Below are 23,766 nucleotides of genomic sequence, written 5' to 3'. Positions count from 1 at the left end.
ACGCATGTCTTTACCGCACCTCTCGCTAACAGCTGCACGTCATTTACACCTTGCCGCGCAGGGGCTGCTCAAAAAGCCCCGCCGCCGCGCGCAGCCTGCCGATATTCTCTCTACCGTCCAGCGCATGTCGCTGCTTCAAATCGACACCATTAACATTGTGGCGCGCAGCCCTTACCTGGTGCTGTTTAGCCGTCTCGGGAATTATCCTTCGCAGTGGCTGGACGAGGCGCTCAGCAAGGGGGAGTTGATGGAGTACTGGGCGCACGAAGCCTGTTTCCTGCCCCGCAGCGATTTTGCTCTGGTGCGTCACCGCATGCTTGCCCCGGAAAAGATGGGCTGGAAATACCGGCAGGCGTGGATGCAGGAACATGCGGCTGAAATTGAGCAGCTTATCGCGCATATTCAGGAAAACGGTCCTGTACGCTCCGCCGATTTTGAACACCCGCGCAAGGGCACCAGCGGCTGGTGGGAGTGGAAACCGCATAAGCGTCATCTCGAAGGGCTGTTCACCTCGGGCAAGGTCATGGTGATTGAGCGACGTAATTTTCAGCGAGTCTACGACCTGACGCATCGCGTGATGCCGCACTGGGACGACGCGCGTGACCTGCTTACCCAGGAGGTGGCCGAGGCCATCATGCTGGAGAACAGCGCCCGCAGCCTGGGGATTTTCCGCCCTCAGTGGCTGGCTGATTATTATCGCCTTCGCCAGCCCGCGCTGAAACCGCTGCTGGAGATATGGCAACGTGAACAGCGCGTCATCCCCGTTACGGTAGAAACCCTGGGCGAAATGTGGCTGCATGCGGATCTCCTCCCGCTACTGCCTCAGGCCCTGGAGGGGAAACTTCAGGCAACCCACAGCGCGGTGTTGTCGCCTTTCGACCCGGTCGTCTGGGACAGAAAACGCGCCGAGCAGCTCTTTGATTTCAGCTACCGGCTGGAATGTTACACCCCGGCACCGAAGCGCCAGTATGGCTACTTTGTTTTACCTTTGCTGCATAAGGGGCAATTGGTCGGGCGGATGGATGCCAAAATGCACCGCAAGACCGGCACGCTTGAAGTCATTGCGCTTTATCTGGAAGAGGGCGTCAGGGTGACGGCGAGCCTGGAAAAAGGGTTAACGACCGCCATTAGCGAATTCGCGCGCTGGCAGGGTGCTCGCGACGTGACGCTGGGTCGGGTACCCGACGGACTGTTTACATCCTGTCGAAGTGGCTGGGAAACAGGCACGCCCTGAAAAGGGAATGTGTTAAGCTTTAGCGATTACCCATACGGAGGAACTATGGATCACCGTTTACTTGAAATAATTGCCTGCCCGGTGTGCAACGGCAAACTCTACTACAGCCAGGACAAACAGGAGCTGATTTGCAAGCTGGACAGCCTCGCTTTCCCGCTGCGCGACGGCATTCCGGTACTGCTGGAAAATGAAGCCCGTTCCCTGGTGGCAGAAGAGAGCAAACCATGAGTTTTGTTGTCATTATTCCTGCGCGTTATGCCTCAACGCGCCTGCCGGGTAAACCGCTGGTGGATATCAACGGCAAGCCGATGATTGTGCACGTCCTTGAGCGTGCGCGTGAATCCGGCGCCGACCGCGTGATTGTCGCGACCGATCATCCTGACGTCGCCCGTGCGGTTGAGGCGGCAGGCGGTGAGGTGTGCATGACCCGCGCCGATCACCAGTCCGGCACCGAGCGTCTGGCGGAAGTGGTTGAGAAATGTGGCTTCAGTGACGATACGGTCATCGTAAACGTGCAGGGTGACGAGCCGATGATCCCGGCGGTGATTATCCGTCAGGTGGCAGAAAACCTGGCTCAGCGTCAGGTCGGAATGGCGACGCTCGCGGTGCCCATTCACCACGCGGAAGAGGCATTCAACCCGAATGCGGTGAAGGTGGTCATGGATGCCGAAGGCTATGCGCTCTATTTCTCCCGCGCCACGATCCCGTGGGATCGCGATCGCTTTGCGCTCTCTAAAGAGACCATCGGTGAAACCTTCCTGCGTCACATTGGGATCTACGGCTATCGGGCCGGTTTTATTCGTCGGTATGTGACCTGGGCGCCGAGTCCGCTTGAACATATCGAAATGCTGGAGCAGCTTCGCGTGCTCTGGTATGGCGAAAAAATTCACGTTGCCGTTGCCAGCGAAGTCCCCGGAACGGGCGTTGATACGCCGGAAGATCTTGAGCGCGTCCGCGCCGAACTGCGCTAATTTCGCCTGCATCCCTCCTGTCGGGGGGATGTTCTCTCTCTTTTCCCCCTTTCTTTCCCCTAATTGATCGCTTCCGGGTGACATCTTCCTTCAGGACGCTCATTATAAAAGCAGTAGTCTTAATGGGGGTAATCTCATATGGAACAGCTGCGTGCCGAACTTAGCCATCTGCTGGGTGAGAAATTAAGCCGGGTCGAATGCGTGAGCGAAAAGGCCGATACCGCGCTTTGGTCGTTATATGACAGTCAGGGCAACCCGATGCCGCTGATGGCCAGAAGCTTCACGTCACCCGGCGTTGCCAGGCAGCTTGCGTGGAAAATGTCGATGCTGGCGAGGGAGGGGACCGTCCGAATGCCGACGGTGTACGGCGTGATGACCCACGAGGAACACCCCGGTCCGGACGTACTGCTGATTGAGCGTTTACGCGGCGTGCCCGTTGAAGCGCCCGCGCGCACGCCGGAGCGCTGGGAGCAGTTGAAAGATCAGATTGTTGAGGCGCTGCTGGCCTGGCACCGTCAGGATAGCCGCGGGCTTGTCGGCCCGGTCGACAGCACGCAGGAAAACCTGTGGCCGCTGTGGTATCGCCAGCGGGTGGAGGTCCTGTGGGGAACGCTAAACCAGTTCAACAATACCGGTTTGACCATGCAGGATAAACGCATTCTGTTTCGCACCCGCGAGTGCTTACCGGCGCTGTTCGACGGTTTTAATGACAACTGCGTTCTAATCCACGGTAATTTCACCCTGCGCAGCATGCTCAAAGACTCCCGCAGCGATCAGCTTCTGGCGATGTTAGGGCCGGGCATCATGCTGTGGGCGCCGCGCGAATATGAGCTGTTCAGGCTCAGCGACAGCGGGGCGGCGGAAGGTCTGCTGTGGCATTACCTTCAACGCGCCCCCGTTGCAGAAGCATTTCTCTGGCGGCGCTGGCTTTACCTGCTCTGGGACGAAGTCGCGCAGCTGGTAAACACCGGACGTTTTAACCGCGCAAACTTCGATCTGGCAGCAAAATCACTCCTGCCCTGGCTCGCCTGACGATCCTTTCAGCCACTGCCAGAGGCGTCCGAGCGTCTCGTAGCCGACGCGATCGCTATGCATCAGCCATGCCGGGGAGGGGATCGCCCGCTCCCACGGGTTGAGCGGCGCGTCGATGGCCATCTGGTTTGCCGGTGCCGGAAACGGGTGCAGGCCCTGCTTCTCAAAGAAAATCATCGCGCGCGGCAGGTGCGAGGCGGAAGTGACCAGCAAGAACGGAACATCGCCAATCGCCTGCTTCACCGCAGCGGCCTCTTCTTCGGTATCTTTTGGGCTGTCCAGGGTGATAATCGAGGAGCGCGGTACGCCGAGGGATTCCGCGACCCTGGCACCCGCTTCAGCCGTGCTCACCGGGTTCGTTTTGGCCGCCGCGCCGGTGAAGATCATTTTTGATCCCGGGTTCGCCAGCCACAGGCGAATCCCTTCGTTTAGCCGCGGCAGGCTGTTATTGATCAGGTTCGAACTGGGCGCCCAGTCAGGGTCCCAGGTATATCCGCCGCCCAGCACCACGATGTACGCCACCTTCTGATTGCCCTGCCATGTCGGGTACTTATTTTCGATGGGGCGTAACAGGCCATCCGCGACCGGTTGCAGGCTCAACAGCAGCAACACAAGCCAGCCGAGCGTGATAAGCGTTTTACCACTTCTCTGAAAGCGGCTGAACCACACCAGCACCAGCCCCAGCGCGATGATAATGAGCAGCAGCGGAAGGGGAAGCATCATCCCTCCAATGTATTTCTTAAGGGTAAAAAGCATCCTTTTTGGTTCCTTTTTTGACCATATAGCAGGTGATTACCCGTGATATTACACCAGAGAGGTTCATTCTCCGCGCGGGTATGACAAAATAGCGGTTTTGCAGTTAGCGAGTGGAACTCTCCCAATGCGGGATCGCAATTTTGATGACATCGCGGAAAAGTTTTCGCGCAACATTTATGGCACCACGAAAGGGCAGCTCCGTCAGACGATCCTCTGGCAGGATCTGGACACCATTCTGGCCACCTTTGGCGGCCAGACGTTGCGCGTGCTGGACGCCGGTGGCGGTGAAGGGCAGACGGCGATAAAAATGGCCGAGCGCGGTCATCACGTCACGCTTTGCGATCTTTCTGCTGAAATGGTCGCCCGCGCGACGCGTGCGGCAGAAGAGAAAGGTGTGAGCGACAACATGCATTTTATACAATGCGCCGCTCAGGACATCGCCCAGCATTTGGAAACCCAGGTTGATCTGATATTGTTTCATGCGGTGCTGGAGTGGGTTGCCGATCCGCAAAGCGTGTTACAAACCCTGTGGTCGATGCTGCGCCCGGGCGGCACGCTGTCGCTGATGTTCTACAATGCTAACGGCTTCCTGATGCACAACATGGTTGCAGGAAACTTCGACTATGTTCAGGTCGGGATGCCCAAAAAGAAAAAGCGCACGCTTTCCCCGGACTATCCGCGCGATCCGCAGCAGGTTTACGGCTGGCTGGAAGCGATTGGCTGGCAGATTGTCGGGAAAACGGGCGTCAGGGTGTTTCATGATTATCTGCGTGAAAAACACAAACAGCGTGACTGTTTTGACACCTTAACAGAATTAGAAACGCGGTATTGCCGTCAGGAGCCTTTTATCAGCCTTGGCCGCTATATTCACGTCACCGCGCACAAGCCGCAGATGCAAGGATAACCTATGAGTGAATTTTCCCAGACAGTCCCCGAACTGGTTGCCTGGGCCAGGAAAAACGATTTCTCCATCTCGCTGCCGGTAGACAGACTCTCTTTCCTGCTGGCGGTTGCCACGCTGAACGGCGAACGGCTGGATGGCGAAATGAGCGAGGGTGAACTGGTGGATGCGTTCCGCCACGTCAGTGATGCGTTTGAGCAAACCAGCGAAACCATTAGCGTGCGTGCCAACAACGCGATCAACGATATGGTGCGTCAACGTCTGCTGAACCGCTTTACCAGCGAGCAGGCGGAAGGAAACGCCATCTATCGCCTGACGCCGCTGGGCATCGGCATCACCGATTACTATATTCGCCAGCGTGAATTTTCCACGCTGCGTCTTTCCATGCAGCTGTCGATCGTGGCGGGTGAGCTTAAGCGCGCCGCCGACGCGGCGGATGAAAACGGTGACGAATTCCACTGGCACCGTAACGTCTATGCCCCGCTGAAATATTCGGTGGCGGAAATCTTCGACAGCATCGATCTCACCCAGCGCCTGATGGACGAACAGCAGCAGCAGGTGAAAGACGATATCGCCCAGCTGCTGAACAAAGACTGGCGAGCGGCCATCTCCAGCTGTGAGCTTCTGCTGTCAGAAACATCCGGCACGCTGCGTGAGCTCCAGGATACGCTGGAAGCCGCAGGAGACAAGCTGCAGGCGAACCTGCTGCGCATTCAGGACGCGACGCTGGCGCATGACGATCTGCATTTTATCGACCGCCTGGTGTTCGATCTGCAGAGTAAACTCGACCGCATCATCAGCTGGGGCCAGCAGTCTATCGATCTGTGGATCGGCTATGACCGACACGTGCATAAATTTATCCGTACCGCGATCGATATGGATAAAAACCGCGTCTTTGCCCAGCGTCTGCGCCAGTCGGTACAGACCTACTTCGATGCGCCGTGGGCGCTGACCTACGCCAACGCCGATCGTCTGCTGGATATGCGCGACGAAGAGATGGCGCTGCGCGATGAAGAGGTGACCGGTGAACTGCCGCCGGATCTGGAGTACGAAGAATTTAACGAAATTCGCGAGCAGCTTGCGGCGATGATCGAAGAACAGCTCGCGGTCTACAAAACCAGACAAGCGCCGCTGGATCTTGGGCTCGTGGTGCGCGACTATCTGGCGCAATATCCTCGCGCGCGCCACTTCGACGTTGCCCGCATTGTGGTAGACCAGGCGGTTCGCCTGGGTATCGCGCAAGCAGATTTCACCGGACTGCCGCCGAAGTGGCAGCCAATTAACGATTACGGAGCCAAGGTACAGGCGCATGTCATTGACAAATATTGAACAAGTGATGCCGGTTAAGCTGGCACAGGCGCTGGCGAACCCGTTATTTCCGGCGCTGGACAGCCAGCTGCGTGCCGGTCGTCACATTGGCTTAGACGAGCTGGATAATCACGCCTTTTTGATGGACTTCCAGGAGTACCTGGAAGAGTTTTACGCCCGCTACAACGTGGAGCTGATCCGCGCGCCGGAAGGCTTTTTCTACCTGCGCCCGCGCTCCACGACGCTGATCCCGCGTTCCGTGCTCTCCGAGCTGGATATGATGGTCGGCAAAATTCTTTGCTACCTCTACCTCAGCCCGGAACGTCTGGCGAATGAAGGCATCTTCACCCAGCAGGAACTTTACGACGAGCTGCTGACGCTGGCGGATGAGAGCAAGCTGCTCAAGCTGGTGAACAACCGCTCCACGGGGTCGGATCTTGACCGTCAGAAATTACAGGAAAAGGTGCGCTCTTCCCTGAACCGTCTGCGTCGCCTGGGGATGGTCTGGTTTATGGGCCACGACAGCAGCAAATTCCGCATCACGGAATCTGTCTTCCGCTTCGGCGCGGACGTGCGTGCGGGCGATGACGCGCGTGAAGCGCAGCTTCGCATGATCCGCGACGGTGAAGCGATGCCGGTGGAAAACCATTTGCAGCTCAATGATGAGCATGAAGAGAATCTGCCGGATAGCGGGGAGGAAGAGTAATGATTGAACGCGGTAAATTTCGCTCACTGACGCTGATTAACTGGAACGGCTTCTTCGCCCGAACGTTCGATCTGGACGAGCTGGTGACAACCCTCTCCGGCGGTAACGGTGCGGGTAAATCCACCACCATGGCGGCGTTTGTCACGGCGCTGATCCCTGACCTGACGCTGCTTCACTTCCGTAACACCACCGAAGCGGGCGCGACAAGCGGCTCTCGCGATAAGGGCCTGCACGGTAAACTGAAAGCGGGCGTCTGTTATTCGGTTCTGGACGTCATTAACTCCCGTCATCAGCGCGTGGTCGTGGGCGTGCGCCTGCAGCAGGTTGCCGGTCGTGACCGTAAAGTGGATATCAAACCGTTTGCCATTCAGGGGCTGCCAACATCCGTGCAGCCGACGGCGCTGCTGACGGAAACCCTGAACGAACGTCAGGCGCGCGTGCTGACGCTGCAGGAGCTGAAAGATAAGCTTGAAGCGATCGAAGGCGTGCAGTTCAAACAGTTCAACTCGATTACCGACTACCACTCGCTGATGTTCGATCTGGGCGTGGTGGCGCGTCGCCTGCGCACGGCATCAGACCGTAGCAAATACTACCGCCTGATCGAAGCGTCCCTGTACGGCGGGATCTCCAGCGCCATTACCCGCTCCCTGCGCGACTACCTGCTGCCGGAAAACAGCGGCGTGCGTAAGGCCTTCCAGGATATGGAAGCGGCGCTGCGTGAAAACCGCATGACGCTGGAAGCGATCCGCGTGACCCAGTCGGACCGTGACCTCTTTAAACACCTGATCAGCGAAGCCACCAACTACGTGGCCGCAGACTACATGCGCCACGCCAACGAGCGCCGCGTGCATCTCGATCAGGCATTAGAATACCGGCGCGAGCTGTTTACCTCCCGCAAACAGCTGGTGGCCGAGCAGTACAAGCACGTCGAAATGGCGCGCGAGCTGGGCGAGCACAACGGTGCCGAGGGCGATCTGGAAGCCGACTATCAGGCCGCCAGCGATCACCTGAACCTGGTGCAGACCGCGCTGCGTCAGCAGGAAAAAATCGAGCGCTATGAAGCGGACCTCGATGAGCTGCAGATCCGTCTCGAAGAGCAGAATGAAGTGGTGGCCGAAGCCGCCGAGATGCAGGAAGAGAACGAAGCCCGCGCCGAAGCCGCCGAGCTGGAAGTGGATGAGCTGAAAAGCCAGCTTGCCGATTACCAGCAGGCGCTGGACGTGCAGCAGACGCGAGCGATTCAGTACAATCAGGCACTGCAGGCGTTACAGCGCGCGAAAGAGCTGTGCCATCTGCCTGACCTGACGCCGGAAAGCGCCGACGAGTGGCTGGACACCTTCCATGCCAAAGAGCAGGAAGCGACCGAGAAACTGCTGTCCCTCGAACAGAAAATGAGCGTTGCGCAAACGGCGCACAGCCAGTTTGAGCAGGCCTATCAGCTGGTGGTGGCGATTAACGGCCCGCTGGCGCGTAACGAAGCCTGGGACGTTGCCCGTGAACTTCTGCGCGACGGCGTCAACCAGCGCCATCTGGCGGAACAGGTTCAGCCGCTGCGCATGCGTCTGAACGAGCTGGAGCAGCGCCTGCGCGAGCAGCAGGAAGCCGAGCGTCTGCTGGCGGAATTCTGCAAGCGTCAGGGAAAACATTACGATTTCGACGAGCTCGAAGCCCTGCATCAGGAACTCGAGGCGCGTATTGCGGCCCTGTCCGATACCGTTTCAAACGCCAGCGAACAGCGCATGACGCTGCGTCAGGAGCTGGAGCAGATTCAGGCTCGTTCGAAGAGGCTCCTGGAGCGTGCGCCGGTCTGGCTGGCAGCGCAAAGCAGCCTGAACCAGCTTGGCGAACAGTGTGGCGAGCAGTTCGAATCCAGTCAGGAAGTGACCGAATACCTTCAGCAGCTGCTGGAGCGCGAGCGCGAGGCCATCGTTGAGCGTGACGAGGTGGGCGCCCGCAAGCGCGACGTTGACGACGAAATTGAACGCTTAAGCCAGCCGGGTGGCTCGGAAGATCCGCGCCTGAATGCGCTGGCCGAGCGTTTTGGCGGCGTGCTGCTGTCCGAAATTTATGACGATGTTGGCCTTGACGATGCGCCGTACTTCTCCGCGCTGTACGGTCCATCCCGTAACGCGATTGTGGTTCCGGATCTGTCGCTGATTTCCGAGCAGCTTGCCGGTCTGGAAGATTGCCCGGAAGATCTCTACCTGATCGAAGGGGATCCGCAGTCGTTCGATGACAGCGTATTCAGCGTCGACGAGCTGGAAAAAGCGGTGGTAGTGAAAATCGCCGACCGTCAGTGGCGTTACTCCCGCTTCCCCGAGCTGCCGCTGTTTGGCCGCGCCGCGCGCGAAAGCCGCATCGAAAGCCTCCACGCCGAGCGTGAAACGCTGTCGGAACGTTTTGCGACCCTGTCGTTTGACGTGCAGAAAACCCAGCGCCTGCATCAGGCGTTTAGCCGCTTTATCGGCAGCCATCTTGCCGTAGCGTTTGAAGCAGACCCGGAAGCCGAAATCCGCAAGCTCAACACCCGCCGTGGCGAGCTGGAACGGGCCATTGCCAGCCATGAAAGTGATAACCAGCAGAGCCGCGTTCAGTTTGAACAGGCGAAAGAGGGCGTCGCTGCCCTTAACCGCATCCTGCCGCGCCTGAATCTGCTGGCGGATGATACGCTGGCCGATCGCGTGGATGAAATTCAGGAGCGTCTGGATGAAGCGCAGGAAGCCGCGCGCTTCGTCCAGCAGCACGGCAATCAACTGGCGAAGCTGGAGCCCGTCGTCTCTGTTCTGCAGAGCGACCCGGAACAGTTCGAGCAGTTAAAAGAGGATTACGCCTGGTCGCAGCAGGTGCAGCGTGAAGCGCGTCAGCAGGCGTTTGCCCTGACGGAAGTGGTGCAGCGTCGGGCCCACTTTGGCTACTCCGATTCGGCTGAAATGCTGAGCGGTAACAGCGACCTGAACGAAAAACTGCGTCAGCGTCTTGAGCAGGCGGAAGCGGAACGTACTCGCGCCCGAGAAGCAATGCGCAGCCATTCGGCGCAATTGAACCAGTACAACCAGGTGCTGGCCTCGCTGAAAAGCTCCTTCGACACCAAGAAAGAGCTGTTAAACGACCTGCAGAAAGAGCTTCAGGATATCGGCGTCCGTGCCGACAGCGGGGCGGAAGAGCGCGCGCGTATTCGTCGTGACGAGCTGCATTCACAGCTCAGCAATAACCGTGCGCGTCGTAATCAGCTGGAAAAAGCGTTGACCTTCTGCGAAGCGGAAATGGATAACCTGACCCGTCGCCTGCGCAAGCTGGAGCGCGATTATCACGAAATGCGCGAGCAGGTCGTGACCGCGAAGGCGGGCTGGTGCGCGGTGATGCGCATGGTGAAAGACAACAACGTGGAACGTCGCCTGCACCGTCGCGAGCTGGCGTATCTCTCCGCCGATGAGCTGCGCTCCATGTCGGATAAGGCGCTGGGTGCGCTGCGTCTGGCGGTGGCGGATAATGAACATCTGCGCGATGTGCTGCGCATGTCGGAAGATCCAAAACGTCCGGAACGTAAAATTCAGTTCTTTGTGGCGGTTTATCAGCACCTGCGCGAGCGTATTCGTCAGGACATCATCCGTACCGACGATCCGGTTGAAGCCATCGAACAGATGGAAATCGAGCTGGGGCGTCTGACGGAAGAGCTGACCTCCCGCGAGCAGAAGCTGGCGATCAGCTCCCGCAGCGTGGCGAACATCATTCGCAAAACCATTCAGCGCGAGCAGAACCGTATCCGCCAGCTGAACCAGGGGCTGCAGAGCGTCTCGTTTGGCCAGGTGAACAGCGTGCGCCTTAACGTCAACGTGCGCGAAGCCCACGCGACGCTGCTGGACGTGCTTTCTGAACAGCACGAGCAGCATCAGGACCTGTTCAACAGCAACCGCCTGACCTTCTCCGAAGCGCTGGCGAAGCTATATCAGCGCCTGAACCCGCAGATTGATATGGGGCAGCGTACGCCGCAAACCATCGGTGAAGAGCTGCTGGACTACCGTAACTACCTGGAAATGGAAGTTGAGGTAAACCGCGGCTCTGACGGCTGGCTGCGGGCGGAATCCGGGGCGCTCTCTACCGGTGAAGCGATCGGTACCGGGATGTCCATTCTGGTGATGGTCGTGCAGAGCTGGGAAGATGAAGCGCGCCGCCTGCGCGGGAAAGACATCTCCCCATGCCGACTGCTGTTCCTGGATGAGGCGGCGCGTCTTGACGCCCGCTCCATTGCCACGCTGTTCGAGCTGTGCGAACGTCTCGATATGCAGCTCATTATCGCGGCGCCGGAAAACATCAGCCCCGAGAAGGGCACCACCTACAAACTGGTACGTAAAGTGTTCCAGAACAGCGAACACGTTCACGTTGTGGGGCTGCGTGGCTTCGCGCCGCAGCCGCCAGAATCATTGCCGGAAACCACGGCTGACGCTTCCTGAAGCGTCTTCTGACCCTAAGCGGCGCTCTGGCGCCGCTTTTTTTTAAACTTAACTTGTGCTTAGGGCTGCGTTATCTTTAAACTTCTTTACATAAGGTAAGGCAACAGCTTAGCCGTCTACCTATAATGAAAGAAAGCCCCAACGTGATGGGCATGTCGTGAAAACAGGGGGCAAGGGATGTTGCTTAAGAAAAAATGTGGTCGTCAGCTGTCTGCGCTGAGCTTATGCCTGGCAGTGACGTTTGCTCCACTGTTAACCGCCCAGGCCGACGAGCCTGAAATTGTGCCGACTGACAGCTCGGCAACGACTGGCGCGCAGCCAACGTCGTTGTCCCAGCCGCTGGAGCAGTCTCCGGCGACGGCCATTATGGCCGGGATTAAGCCGCTGCCGGAAGGCATCGACGCCGAATCGCTCAGCCAGCAGCTGCAGTCAGGGCTGCCGTCAGGCTACACGCCTGTCTATATCAATCCGCTCACGCTCCTTTATGCTGCCCGCGATATGAAGCCGATGTGGGAAAACCGTGATGCCGTGCGCGCCTTCCAGCAGCAGCTGGCGGAGGTTGCGATCGCAGGGTTCCAGCCGCAGTTTACAAAGTGGGTTGAGCTGTTAACCGATCCTGCCGTTACCGGGCAGGCGCGGGACGTGGTGCTTTCCGATGCCATGATGGGCTATCTGCAGTTCGTGTCGGGCATTCCGGTCAACGGCAACCGCTGGCTCTACAGCGATAGGCCGTACAAGCTGGCGACGCCCGCGCTGTCGGTGATTAACCAGTGGCAGTTAGCTCTGGACAATGGCGATCTGCCGCGCTTTATTGCCAGCCTCGCACCGGCGCATCCACACTATGCTACCCTTCACCAGTCGCTCCTCGCGCTGGTGGGCGACTCGCGTCCGTGGCCGCAAATGCGCGGCACCGCGACGCTGCGTCCGGGACAGTGGAGCAGCGACGTGCCAGCCCTGCGCGAGATCCTGACGCGCTCCGGTCTTCTTGATGGCGGGCCGCATATCGCCTTACCCGGCGACGATCCGCAAAGCGCGGTGGTGAGTCCGTCAGCCCCCGTGAAAGAGAAAAAAGCGATTGCCGTCAGCAATAAACCTGCGGCATACGATCGCGAGCTGGTTGCGGCGGTTAAAAAATTCCAGGCGGCCCAGGGGCTGGGTGCCGATGGCGTCATTGGCCAGACGACGCGCGACTGGCTGAACGTATCGCCTGCGCAGCGGGCAGGGGTGCTGGCACTCAATATCCAGCGTTTGCGCCTGCTGCCGGGAACGCTCTCTACCGGGATTATGGTTAACATTCCGGCGTATTCCCTGGTTTATTATCAGGATGGTAGCGAAAAGCTGGCGTCACGCGTGATTGTCGGGCGTCCGGATCGTAAAACACCGATGATGAGCAGCGCGTTAAATAACGTGGTGGTTAACCCGCCGTGGAACGTGCCGCCGACCCTGGCGCGTAAAGACATTCTGCCGAAGGTCTGGAACGATCCGGGATACCTGGAGCGTCATGGCTATACGGTGATGCGCGGCTGGAACAGCAAAGAGGCCATCGATCCTTATATGGTTGACTGGTCGACGATCACCGCGTCGAATCTGCCGTTCCGCTTCCAGCAGGCTCCCGGGGCGCATAACTCGTTAGGGCGCTACAAATTCAATATGCCGAGTTCAGATGCTATCTATCTGCACGATACGCCGAACCACAACCTGTTCCAGAAAGATACGCGCGCGCTGAGCTCTGGCTGCGTGCGCGTGAACAAAGCCTCGGAGCTGGCCAATATGCTGTTGCAGGATGCAGGCTGGAACGATACGCGCATCTCGGATGCCCTGAAGCAGGGGGACACGCGTTACGTTAATATTCGCCACAATATTCCGGTCAATCTTTACTATCTGACGGCGTTTGTGGGCGAAGACGGGCGCACCCAGTATCGTACAGATATTTACAATTATGATCTCACCGCGCGATCCGGCGCACAAATTTTGCCAAAAGCGGAACAATTAATCAGGTAAATGAAGTAGTTCGGGAAAAATGATTGTCGTAAGTTATGGTGAATAAGGGGCGATAACGCTGCAAGCCGCGTATTCACTGGGGTTGGGCGCCTTGACGTACCTGGTTTTGCCAGTTAAGGTGCCCTTCGTGCGCTAAGCATATTACGATTTCTTTTACCTGTAGACCTGATTATCATGGACAAATTTGACGCTAATCGCCGCAAACTGCTGGCGTTAGGTGGTGTTGCGCTTGGCGCAGCGGCCATCTTGCCGACGCCAGCATTTGCCACCCTCTCGACACCTCGTCCGCGAATTTTAACGCTCAACAATCTGCATACCGGTGAGTCGTTAAAAGCGGAGTTTTTCGATGGCAGAGGCTATATTCAGGATGAATTAGCAAGACTTAACCATTTTTTCCGTGATTTCCGCGCGAATAAAATAAAAGCCATCGATCCAGGACTGTTTGATCAGCTTTTCCGCCTTCAGGGCCTGCTGGGCACCAGCAAGCCGGTGCAGCTCATTTCTGGCTATCGCTCGATTGATACCAATAATGAACTGCGCGCCCGTAGCCGTGGGGTAGCAAAACAAAGCTATCACACGAAGGGACAGGCAATGGATTTCCATATTGAAGGCGTTTCGTTAGCCAATATTCGCAAAGCCGCGTTATCTATGCGCGCAGGTGGTGTAGGATATTACCCCAGCAGCAACTTTGTGCATATTGATACCGGTCCGGTTCGGCACTGGTAATAACGAAACACAGGAGCAGTATGAACTATCGTATTATTCCGGTTACCGCGTTCTCCCAGAATTGTTCACTCATCTGGTGCGAACAGACTAAACTGGCCGCGCTTGTCGATCCCGGCGGTGACGCTGAGAAAATCAAGCAGGAAGTCGCCGACAGCGGCGTGACGCTCATGCAGATTCTACTGACGCATGGCCATCTCGACCATGTAGGCGCAGCGGCTGAACTGGCTGCACACTACGGCGTGCCGATTATCGGTCCGGAAAAAGAAGATGAGTTCTGGCTGCAGGGGTTACCTGCTCAAAGCCGCATGTTTGGCCTGGATGAGTGTCAGCCGCTGACGCCCGATCGCTGGCTGAATGAGGGAGAGCGTATTAACGTAGGGAATGTGACTTTACAGGTGTTGCATTGTCCTGGGCATACGCCAGGCCATATCGTCTTCTTTGATGACCAGTCCCGTCTGCTGATTTCCGGCGATGTGATTTTCAAAGGTGGCGTAGGACGCAGCGATTTCCCGCGCGGCGACCACGGGCAGCTGATACAGTCGATCAAACAGACGTTGTTGCCGCTGGGCGATGATGTGACGTTTATCCCTGGGCACGGCCCGATGTCGACGCTGGGCTATGAACGGCTCCATAATCCGTTCCTTCAGGATGAAATGCCTGTCTGGTAACCAGAATAAAAAAAGCCTGCATAACGCAGGCTTTTTTATGAGCGCAAATTACAGTACGGCGACAATCGCTTCGCACAGTGGCGCCATGTTGTCAGGCGTCATGCCTGCCACGTTCACGCGCCCAGACGCCACGGCGTAAACGCCAAACTCTTCACGCAGACGCAGAACCTGCTCTTTGGTCAGGCCGCTGAAAGAGAACATGCCGTTCTGTTTGATGATAAAGCTGAAGTCGCGGTTCGCGCCTTTCTCAGCCAGGGTGTTCACAAACAGCAGGCGCATGCGCTGAATACGCTGACGCATATCGTTCAGCTCTTGTTCCCAGATCGCGCGCAGCGCATCGTTGCTCAGGATAGTGGCAACAACCGACGCACCGTGTGCCGGTGGGTTAGAGTAGTTCGCACGGATAACCGATTTCATCTGGCTGAACGCGCGGTCAACGGTCTCTTCGTTAGCGGCAACCAGCGTACAGGCACCCACACGCTCGTTGTACAGACCGAAGTTCTTGGAATAGGAGCTGGCAACGATCAGCTCCTGATGCACAGCGGCGAACGCGCGCAGGCCTTCAGCATCTTCTTCCAGACCGCGGGCGAAGCCCTGATAGGCGAAGTCAAACAGCGGCAGCCAGCCTTTTTCTACGGACAGCTTCGCCAGGTGTTCCCACTGCTCAAGCGTAGGATCGATACCGGTTGGGTTGTGGCAGCAGCCGTGGAACAGCACCACGTCGCCCGCCTGCGCTTCGCTCAGGCTTGCCAGCAGGCCGTCAAAGTCGAGAGCGTGGTTTGCCGCGTCGTAGTAGGCATATTCACGCACGTCCAGACCCGCAGAGTTAAACACGCTCTTGTGGTTTGGCCAGCTTGGGTTGCTTACCCAGACACGCTTAACCGAGGTGTTTTTCGCCAGGAAATCCGCCGCCACGCGCAGCGCACCGGTACCGCCTGGGGTCTGTGCTGTACGGGCACGTTTGTCACTCACAATTGCGCTACCTTTACCGAACAGCAGCTCCTGAGTGCAGCGACCAAATTCAGGGATACCATCAATACCGAGGTAGTTTTTGGTGGTTTCGTTTTCCAGCAGATACTGCTCGGCTTTCTTAACGCTGGTCAGTACCGGAGTTTTGCCGGTTTCATCTTTATATACACCAATACCCAGGTTGATTTTGCCAGGGCGGTCGTCGGCACGAAACAGATCGGCCAGGCCCAGAATCGGGTCGGCAGGAGCGGCGGTAATGTTCTCAAACATGACGAAGTTCCATTGTGATTACAGAAGTGAAATCCGCTATCAGGTTAACGGTAGATTTACAAAATGCCAACCGTTTGCGACGAAAAGCGTGCGGCTTTTCAAAAGTCGCCATTATTTTCTGTCACGCATAAAAAAACAGGGCCGAAGCCCTGTTCATTAAGCATATAACATCGTGGTGTACGGATTAGAACTGGTAGGTCACGCCCACAGCAGCCATGTCGTCGTTGCCGTTCAGGCCGCCAACGGTTTGCGCGTAGTCGGAGTCTTTATCCAGCAGGTTGATGTAGTAGTCAGCCCACACGTTGAAGTTTTTGTTGAAGTAGTAAGTTGCGCCAACCTGGATAAATTTAGCCAGATCCGCATCGCCACCTTTGAAGGTGCCTTTAGAGTTGGTCACGCCAGCCAGGTCTTTACCCTTGGACTGAACGTAGGAGATTGCTGGACGCAGGCCGAAGTCGAACTGGTACTGAGCAACCACTTCGAAGTTCTGCGTTTTGTTAGCAAAGCCAGCATCGCCATCAGACCCGGTACGAGTGGTGTTACGGGTTTCAGCATAGGTGGTAGCCAGGTAGATGTTGTTGGCGTCGTATTTCAGGCCCAGACCCCATGCTTCTGCTTTATCGCCTTCACCGTCAGCTTTCTGTTTCACGGTACGGTTTGCGTTGCTATAAGATGCGATTGCACCGAAGCCTTCGCCGAAGTCGTAACCCAGAGAGTAGCCTACGCCGTCACCGTTAGAGGTTTTAACGTCAGTACGGTCGTTTTTGCCCTGGTACTGAACGCCCAGGCTCAGGCCGTCAACCAGACCGAAGAAGTTGCTGTTACGGTAGGTAAGCAGACCGGTGCTGCGGCTGGTCATAAAGTTATCAACATAGTTACCGCCCCAGGTCATACCAGAGAAGGACGGCGCCATATCGGTGTAGGATTCTACGTCGTAAACGATACCGTAGTTACGACCGTAGTCGATGCTGCCAGCGTCGCCCGCTTTCAGACCAGCGAATGCCAGGCGGTTTTTGTTAGTCTGAGTACCATTTTCAGCCTGGTTGGCCAGGAAACGGTATTCCCACTGGCCGTAACCGGTCAGCTGGTCGTTGATCTGAGTTTCGCCTTTGAAACCGATCTGCGCATAGGTAGCGTCGTTATTGTTAGTGCTATCACCGGACGTCACGAAATCGTGCTCGGCGTTAACTTTCCCGTAGAAGTCCAGTTTGTTGCCGTTCTTGTTATAGATTTCTGCAGCGTTTGCTGCACCGGCTACCAGCAGGGCAGGGATTACCACTGCCAGAATATTGCGCTTCATCATTATTTATTACCCTCATTGGTTTTTTTATGACACTCGCCACTGCCGTCAATAAATTCTGTCAATAAATATTTCCGGAACTATTGATGAGAGTTAGGTGTCTTTATGTATCTGACAGGCATCTTTCCATTCGCCGAAGCGTTTCGCTGGCCTGAAAGTGCTACAATTCTCAAGATTAAGTAACTGAAAGAAAATATGTGTAACTAAATGTGTAATTTTGGGAACTTTGTGAAGCACCTCAAACTTCAGAGCGACCTGGTGAATTAAACGACAAAACCTATCCTATATATATGAATTGCTTATGATTAATTGAGATAAAGGCGATTCGTATAAACAGACGGTAAACGACTCTGTTTTTCTTATGGCCTCAAAAAGACTTCTGGATGGCTGTAAAAGTGGTTGAAATTTGTGCTATTGCTTGAGCGTGTAATAATCGCAATAAGAATGGGGTTTATTTTTTGTCTCTGGATATTTCACGGAAACAAAACGTAACAGGTAGAGGTTGTGACGGGGTGAAGGTTTAAAGACGCTGACTTTGCACTGACGAAAACTGACAATACAGCATAAAATAATGGCCAGCATTTGCTGGCCATTTTAGCGTTTTACCGATTAGAAGCTGGCGTTACGTGGCGTACGTGGGAACGGAATCACGTCGCGGACGTTCTGAACACCGGTCACGTAAGCGATCAGACGCTCGAAGCCCAGACCAAAACCGGCGTGCGGTACGGTACCGTAACGACGCAGATCGCGGTACCAGCTGTAGTCAGCCGGGTTGAGCCCCATCTCTTCCATACGCGCGTCCAGCACGTCCAGACGCTCTTCACGCTGAGAGCCACCGATGATTTCACCGATGCCTGGCGCCAGGACGTCCATCGCTGCCACGGTTTTACCGTCTTCGTTAAGGCGCATATAGAAGGCCTTAATGTCTTTCGGATAGTTTTTAACGACAACCGGCGCTTTGAAGTGTTTTTCGGCCAGATAGCGCTCGTGCTCGGACGCCAGGTCAACGCCCCAGTAAACCGGGTTCTCGAATTTCTCACCGCATTTCTCGAGGATCGCCACCGCGTCGGTATAGTCCACCTGCGCAAAGTCGGCAGAGACGAAGCGTTCCAGACGCGCCACCGCGTCGCTGTCTACGCGCTCGGCGAAGAATTTCATGTCGTCAGGACGTTCTTCCAGCACCGCTTTGAAGACATATTTCAGCATCGCTTCCGCCAGACCCGCAACATCGTCCAGGTCGGCGAAGGCCACTTCCGGCTCCAGCATCCAGAATTCCGCCAGGTGACGGCTGGTGTTGGAGTTTTCGGCGCGGAAGGTTGGGCCAAAGGTGTAGATCTTAGACAGCGCGCAGGCGTACGTTTCGCCGTTGAGCTGGCCGGATACGGTCAGGAAAGCCTCTTTACCAAAGAAGTCTTTGTCATAGTCCACTTTACCTTCCGGCGTGCGCGGCAGGTTTTCCATGTCCAGCGTGGAAACGCGGAACATCTCACCCGCACCTTCCGTATCGGACGCGGTGATAAGCGGAGTAGACACCCAGAAGTAACCCTGCTCATCGAAGAAACGATGCAGCGCCTGCGCCAGCGTGTGACGCACGCGCGCCACCGCACCAATCAGGTTGGTACGCGGACGCAGGTGGGCAACTTCACGCAGATATTCGATGCTGTGACGTTTTGCCGCCATCGGATAGGTGTCCGGATCTTCAACCCAGCCGGTGACTTCAACGGCAGTAGCCTGAATTTCGAAACTCTGGCCCTGGCCCGGGGAGGCCACGACCACGCCGGTGACAATAACGGAACAGCCCGTCGTCAGGTGCAGAACGTCATCATTGTAATTGGGCAGAGAATTATTAATGACGGCCTGTACAGGATCAAAGCAGGAACCGTCATAGACGGCGAGGAAGGAGATGCCAGCTTTAGAATCTCGGCGGGTACGCACCCATCCGCGCACGGTGACTTGTTGGTCAACGGCGACACGGCCCTGGAGTACGTCGGCTACAGGCACAACGCTCATAATATTCTCTCTGTTAATAGTCGGAAAAAATAAACACTTGTCCACCCTTATGGGGGATATCTATGTTACCTGCCATCCGCCATCAGACAAGTAAATTTCGCAGTCAAAAGAGAAGAATTGAGAAATAAATAAGAAGAGGGGAGCCATTAAGGCTCCCGTAAGCGCTTAACTGGCTTTTTTAATCTGCGGAAGATCGAACGCCTTGCGCAGCGCGCGAACAAACGCTTTGTCATGGCAGATGGTTTTGCCCGGACTGTCGGAGAGTTTCGCTACCGGCTTGCCGTTACATTCCACCAGCTTTATCACGATATTCAGAGGTTTTACCTGAGGAATATCGCAGGTCAAACGGGTACCAATCCCGAAGCTCAGGTTCACCCGGGTACTGAAATGGCGATAGAGTTCGACCGCTTTCGCCAGGTCGAGATTATCCGAGAAGACCAGCATCTTGCTCATTGGGTCAATGCCGAGCTTCTGGTAATGGGCAATCGCCTTTTCGCCCCACTCAACCGGATCCCCGGAATCGTGGCGTAACCCCTGGTAACGTTCCGCGAACTCTGGACCAAAGTCGCGCAGGAAGGCATCCATCGTAATACAGTCGGTGAGGGCGATCCCGAGTTGATTCGGGTACTCCTCAAGCCAGGCGGCAAGCGCCGCGCGCTGGCTGTTGGCCAGATCGGGGCTGATCTGCTGATGTGCCTGGAACCACTCGTGCGCCTGGGTGCCCATTGGCGTCAGGCTGAGGCGGCGGGCCAGATCGTAGTTACTGGTGCCGACGAACCACGGCTCCTGCTGCAGACGTTTAACGATGGCCTCCTGAACGTCGCGCGAGAAGCGGCGACGGGTGCCAAAGTCCATCAGTCGGAAGCGGGACATGTCCAGCCCTGCGGTCAGCGTGGAGAAGTCGGCGAGTTTATTTTCCAGCGCGGCAACCGCCTGCGCGACGCCCGTTTCCGGTGAACGGTAGCGGTGAGCCAGCTCGCTGATTACCGCCAGAAGCGGCACTTCCCACATGATCACTTCCCGCCACGGACCTTCAAGGCGAATATCCAGCTTGCCGTTATCGTTAACCACCGTGACCTGCTCCGGCTTATAGCGGAAGTCGCGGAGCCAGTTAAGGTAGTCGGTTTTGAAGAAAGGCAGGCCAGAAAGCCACTGGTATTCCGCGTCCTGCAGCGTCAGATGCTGCATCGCATCGACCTGTTCACGAATGGTGTCTGCGTAAATACCGAGCAGGTCGTCGCCACGACAGCGGAATTCCGCCGCGACATGCACGTCATAGTAGTGGTGGAAAACGGCTTGCTGCATATGCAGTTTATACGCGTCGGTATCCAGCAACGTATGCAGAACTGGAGAAGCGAATTGAGTCATAGGTGCGCAGTAGCATCCTCTCACAGGAGCGTTTAGTACAATAAACAACTCCGGAGTATACCTTGTTTAGTGATTTATTGAACCCCGATCACAACATAAGCGCGTTTTAGGGTCGAGGGCATTTTGTGCCCCGTGTTATACAAATGTAGCAAAAAAGGGTTTTGCCCCTGAAAAGATGAACATTCTGCATAGCGCGTTTTGCGCAACAGGAATATATTGAAACGTTACTCGACAAACGATGCATAAGGTTTTCTATGACACAACAGCCACAAGCCAAATACCGCCACGACTACCGTGCGCCGGATTACCTGATTAGCGAAATCGATCTGACTTTTGACCTGGATGCCACTAAAACCGTTGTCACGGCGGTGAGCCAGGTGACGCGCCACAGCGCAACGGCGGTGCCGCTGCGTCTGGACGGTGAAGACCTGACCCTGGTCTCCCTGCATATTAATGGTGAAGCCTGGTCGGACTATAAAGAAGAAAACAACCAGCTGGTCATCGACAACCTGCCGGAACAGTTTACGCTGCGCATCGTGAATGAAATCAGCCCGGCCGCCAACACCGCGCTGGAAGGGCTTTACCAGTCCGGCGTGGCGCTGTGTACCCAATGTGAAGCGGAAGGGTTCCGCCACATTACCTGGTATCTTGATCGTCCGGACGTCCTGGCGCGCTTCACCACTAAAATCATTGCCGATAAAACCCTGTATCCGTTCCTGCTCTCCAACGGTAACCGCGTAGGCGAAGGCGAGCTTGAGAATGGCCGTCACTGGGTGCAGTGGCAGGATCCCTTCCCGAAACCGTGCTACCTGTTTGCGCTGGTGGCGGGGGACTTCGACGTGCTGCGCGACACCTTCAAAACCCGCTCAGGCCGCGAGGTGGCGCTGGAGCTGTTTGTTGACCGCGGCAACCTCGACCGCGCGCCGTGGGCGATGACTTCGCTAATCAACTCCATGAAGTGGGACGAAGAGCGTTTCGGCCTCGAATACGATCTCGACATCTATATGATCGTTGCCGTCGATTTCTTCAACATGGGCGCCATGGAGAATAAGGGCCTGAACGTCTTTAACTCCAAGTACGTGCTGGCGCGTACCGATACCGCCACCGATAAAGACTATCTCGATATCGAACGCGTCATCGGCCACGAGTATTTCCACAACTGGACCGGTAACCGCGTCACCTGCCGCGACTGGTTCCAGCTGAGCCTGAAAGAGGGCCTGACCGTCTTCCGTGACCAGGAGTTCAGCTCCGATCTGGGCTCACGCGCGGTGAACCGCATCAATAACGTGCGCACCATGCGCGGCCTGCAGTTTGCAGAAGATGCCAGCCCGATGGCGCACCCGATCCGTCCGGATAAAGTCATTGAGATGAACAACTTCTACACCCTGACGGTGTACGAGAAAGGCGCTGAAATTATCCGCATGATCCACACCCTGCTGGGTGAGGAGAACTTCCAGAAAGGGATGCAGCTCTACTTCGAGCGTCACGACGGCAGCGCGGCCACCTGCGACGATTTTGTCCAGGCAATGGAAGATGCCTCTAACGTCGATCTTTCCCACTTCCGCCGCTGGTACAGCCAGGCCGGTACGCCGATTGTTACCGTCAAAGACGACTACAATCCGGAAACCGAGCAGTACACCCTGACCATCAGCCAGCGCACGCCGCCGACGGCAGAGCAGGAAGAGAAATACCCGCTGCATATTCCGTTCAGCATTGAGCTGTACGATAACGAAGGCAACGTCATCCCGCTGCAGAAGGGCGGCCACCCGGTACACCACGTGCTGAACGTGACCCAGGCCGAGCAGACCTTTATCTTTGATAACGTCTACTTCCAGCCGGTGCCTGCGCTGCTGTGTGAATTCTCCGCGCCGGTGAAGCTGGAGTACAAGTGGAGCGATCAGCAGCTGACGTTCCTGATGCGCCACGCGCGCAACGACTTCTCCCGCTGGGATGCGGCGCAGAGCCTGCTGGCGACCTACATCAAGCTTAACGTAAACCGTCATCAGCAGGGCCAGCCGCTGTCGCTGCCTGTTCACGTAGCTGACGCGTTCCGCGCGATCCTGCTGGATGAGAAGATTGACCCGGCGCTGGCCGCTGAAATTCTGACCCTGCCGTCAGCCACTGAAATCGCCGAGTTGTTCGAAATTATCGATCCGATTGCGATCGTGGCGGTACGTGAAGCGCTGACCCGTACCCTGGCGGCCGAGCTGGCGGACGAGTTCCTCGCCATCTACAACGCCAACAAGCTTGACGCCTATCGCGTTGAGCACGCGGATATTGGTAAACGTTCTCTGCGCAATACCTGCCTGCGCTATCTGGCGTTTGGTGAAACCGAGCTGGCAAACACCCTGGTGAGCAAGCAGTATCACGAAGCGGATAACATGACCGACGCGCTGGCGGCGCTGGGCGCAAGCGTTGCCGCCGAACTGCCGTGCCGCGATGCGCTAATGCAGGAGTACGACGACAAGTGGCATCAGGATGGCCTGGTGATGGACAAGTGGTTCATCCTGCAGGCAACCAGCCCGGCGGCCGATGCGCTCAGCAAGGTGCGTAGCCTGCTGAAGCATCGCTCCTTTACCCTGAGCAACCCAAACCGCGTGCGTTCTCTGATTGGCGCGTTTGCCAGCAGCAACCCGGCGGCGTTCCACGCCGAAGACGGCAGCGGTTATCAGTTCATGGTGGAAATGCTGACCGAGCTGAACAGCCGTAACCCGCAGGTGGCGTCGCGTCTGATTGAGCCGCTGATCCGTCTGAAACGCTACGATGCGAAGCGTCAGGCGAAAATGCGCGCCGCGCTTGAGCAGCTGAAAGGGCTGGAAAATCTGTCTGGCGATCTGTACGAGAAGATTGCTAAGGCACTGGCCTGATGTAAAAAAAGCCCGGTGGCGCTGCGCTTACCGGGCCTACGTATGGTTTTCTCCCTCTCCCCGTGGGCTGAGAAATCCCCAGTAATTTTCAAACCTAAAGCAATGTATGTGCCATCAGGGTTATAAATGCCTTACAGCGATGCCCCGGTCCGGCTGTAAATCGCCGAAGCGTTTCCGTAAGGCCGGGGCGAGGCGCAGGGATGCGCCGAGAGGGCGTGGCCTGCAGGG

The 23,766-nt window shown here is 56.7% G+C and carries 17 protein-coding genes; 12 read left to right on the top strand and 5 right to left on the bottom strand.

The window, feature by feature from the left end; translation table 11 throughout:
- Positions 1 to 4: 4 nt before the first annotated feature.
- The 4 genes from ACJBF3_RS12530 to ACJBF3_RS12515 all read left to right on the top strand — a co-directional run bounded on the left by ACJBF3_RS12530 (position 5) and on the right by ACJBF3_RS12515 (position 3,237).
- Positions 5 to 1,234: a winged helix-turn-helix domain-containing protein gene (locus ACJBF3_RS12530; protein ID WP_045327238.1), complete on the top strand. Its 1,230-nt coding sequence runs from the start codon at positions 5 to 7 to the stop codon at positions 1,232 to 1,234.
- Positions 1,235 to 1,279: 45 nt separating this feature from the next.
- Positions 1,280 to 1,462 (top strand): protein YcaR, encoded by a 183-nt coding sequence (gene ycaR, locus ACJBF3_RS12525; protein ID WP_006174474.1) that lies wholly within the window; start codon positions 1,280 to 1,282, stop codon positions 1,460 to 1,462.
- Positions 1,459 to 2,205: a 3-deoxy-manno-octulosonate cytidylyltransferase gene (kdsB, locus tag ACJBF3_RS12520; RefSeq protein WP_045327236.1), complete on the top strand. Its 747-nt coding sequence runs from the start codon at positions 1,459 to 1,461 to the stop codon at positions 2,203 to 2,205. The genes ycaR and kdsB overlap by 4 nt, the downstream gene beginning before the upstream one ends.
- Before the next feature lie 138 nt (positions 2,206 to 2,343).
- Entirely contained in the window at positions 2,344 to 3,237 is an 894-nt protein-coding gene (locus ACJBF3_RS12515; RefSeq protein WP_045327234.1) for a YcbJ family phosphotransferase, read from the top strand.
- On the opposite strand, the gene elyC is transcribed toward ACJBF3_RS12515, so the two are convergent.
- Positions 3,214 to 3,993 (bottom strand): envelope biogenesis factor ElyC, encoded by a 780-nt coding sequence (gene elyC / locus ACJBF3_RS12510; RefSeq protein ID WP_045327231.1) that lies wholly within the window; start codon positions 3,991 to 3,993, stop codon positions 3,214 to 3,216. The genes ACJBF3_RS12515 and elyC overlap by 24 nt on opposite strands.
- A 124-nt stretch (positions 3,994 to 4,117) precedes the next feature.
- Here elyC and cmoM point away from each other — a divergent pair, with 124 nt between their 5' ends.
- The 7 genes from cmoM (at position 4,118) to ACJBF3_RS12475 (ending at position 14,754) form a co-directional block, all read left to right on the top strand.
- A complete protein-coding gene (cmoM, locus tag ACJBF3_RS12505) occupies positions 4,118 to 4,897 on the top strand; it encodes a tRNA uridine 5-oxyacetic acid(34) methyltransferase CmoM (protein WP_023311004.1) in 780 nt (259 codons plus the stop codon).
- A 3-nt stretch (positions 4,898 to 4,900) separates the two neighbouring features.
- Positions 4,901 to 6,223 carry a chromosome partition protein MukF gene (mukF, locus tag ACJBF3_RS12500; protein WP_041910621.1) on the top strand — a complete coding sequence of 441 codons (1,323 nt, stop codon included), beginning with the start codon at positions 4,901 to 4,903 and terminating at the stop codon, positions 6,221 to 6,223.
- Positions 6,204 to 6,908: a chromosome partition protein MukE gene (gene mukE / locus ACJBF3_RS12495; RefSeq protein WP_008499954.1), complete on the top strand. Its 705-nt coding sequence runs from the start codon at positions 6,204 to 6,206 to the stop codon at positions 6,906 to 6,908. The genes mukF and mukE overlap by 20 nt, the downstream gene beginning before the upstream one ends.
- Positions 6,908 to 11,359 carry a chromosome partition protein MukB gene (gene mukB / locus ACJBF3_RS12490; protein WP_045327228.1) on the top strand — a complete coding sequence of 1,484 codons (4,452 nt, stop codon included), beginning with the start codon at positions 6,908 to 6,910 and terminating at the stop codon, positions 11,357 to 11,359. Before mukE ends, mukB begins: the two co-directional genes overlap by 1 nt.
- A gap of 177 nt (positions 11,360 to 11,536) precedes the next feature.
- The gene (ldtD, locus tag ACJBF3_RS12485) at positions 11,537 to 13,360 is read left to right on the top strand and encodes a L,D-transpeptidase (protein ID WP_045327225.1); all 1,824 of its coding nucleotides are present in this window, start codon (positions 11,537 to 11,539) and stop codon (positions 13,358 to 13,360) included.
- A 174-nt stretch (positions 13,361 to 13,534) separates the two neighbouring features.
- Positions 13,535 to 14,086, top strand: coding sequence for a YcbK family protein (locus ACJBF3_RS12480; protein WP_045327223.1), 552 nt, complete (start codon positions 13,535 to 13,537; stop codon positions 14,084 to 14,086).
- A 20-nt stretch (positions 14,087 to 14,106) separates the two neighbouring features.
- Entirely contained in the window at positions 14,107 to 14,754 is a 648-nt protein-coding gene (locus ACJBF3_RS12475) for an MBL fold metallo-hydrolase (RefSeq protein ID WP_045327221.1), read from the top strand.
- A 48-nt stretch (positions 14,755 to 14,802) separates the two neighbouring features.
- Here ACJBF3_RS12475 and aspC read toward each other — a convergent pair whose 3' ends face one another.
- The 4 genes from aspC to pncB form a co-directional block, all read right to left on the bottom strand.
- The gene (gene aspC, locus ACJBF3_RS12470) at positions 14,803 to 15,993 is read right to left on the bottom strand and encodes an aspartate transaminase (RefSeq protein ID WP_045327220.1); all 1,191 of its coding nucleotides are present in this window, start codon (positions 15,991 to 15,993) and stop codon (positions 14,803 to 14,805) included.
- A 184-nt stretch (positions 15,994 to 16,177) separates the two neighbouring features.
- Entirely contained in the window at positions 16,178 to 17,296 is a 1,119-nt protein-coding gene (locus ACJBF3_RS12465) for a porin (RefSeq protein WP_047717644.1), read from the bottom strand.
- Between the two features lie 606 nt (positions 17,297 to 17,902).
- The gene (gene asnS / locus ACJBF3_RS12460) at positions 17,903 to 19,303 is read right to left on the bottom strand and encodes an asparagine--tRNA ligase (RefSeq protein ID WP_045327217.1); all 1,401 of its coding nucleotides are present in this window, start codon (positions 19,301 to 19,303) and stop codon (positions 17,903 to 17,905) included.
- 165 nt (positions 19,304 to 19,468) lie between these two features.
- A complete protein-coding gene (gene pncB / locus ACJBF3_RS12455; protein WP_045327215.1) occupies positions 19,469 to 20,671 on the bottom strand; it encodes a nicotinate phosphoribosyltransferase in 1,203 nt (400 codons plus the stop codon).
- A gap of 254 nt (positions 20,672 to 20,925) precedes the next feature.
- Between pncB and pepN the strand changes: the two genes are divergently transcribed.
- On the top strand, positions 20,926 to 23,538 hold the full coding sequence (gene pepN, locus ACJBF3_RS12450) for an aminopeptidase N (RefSeq protein ID WP_045327213.1): 2,613 nt from the start codon (positions 20,926 to 20,928) through the stop codon (positions 23,536 to 23,538).
- Positions 23,539 to 23,766: the final 228 nt, after the last annotated feature.

This window comes from Enterobacter sp. PP-008-ECC_S150 (assembly GCF_045257065.1).
In the GTDB taxonomy this organism is placed as follows: domain Bacteria; phylum Pseudomonadota; class Gammaproteobacteria; order Enterobacterales; family Enterobacteriaceae; genus Enterobacter; species Enterobacter chengduensis.
The sequence above is the reverse complement of the archived record's forward strand: the minus strand, read 5'-3'. Positions and strand labels throughout refer to the sequence as shown.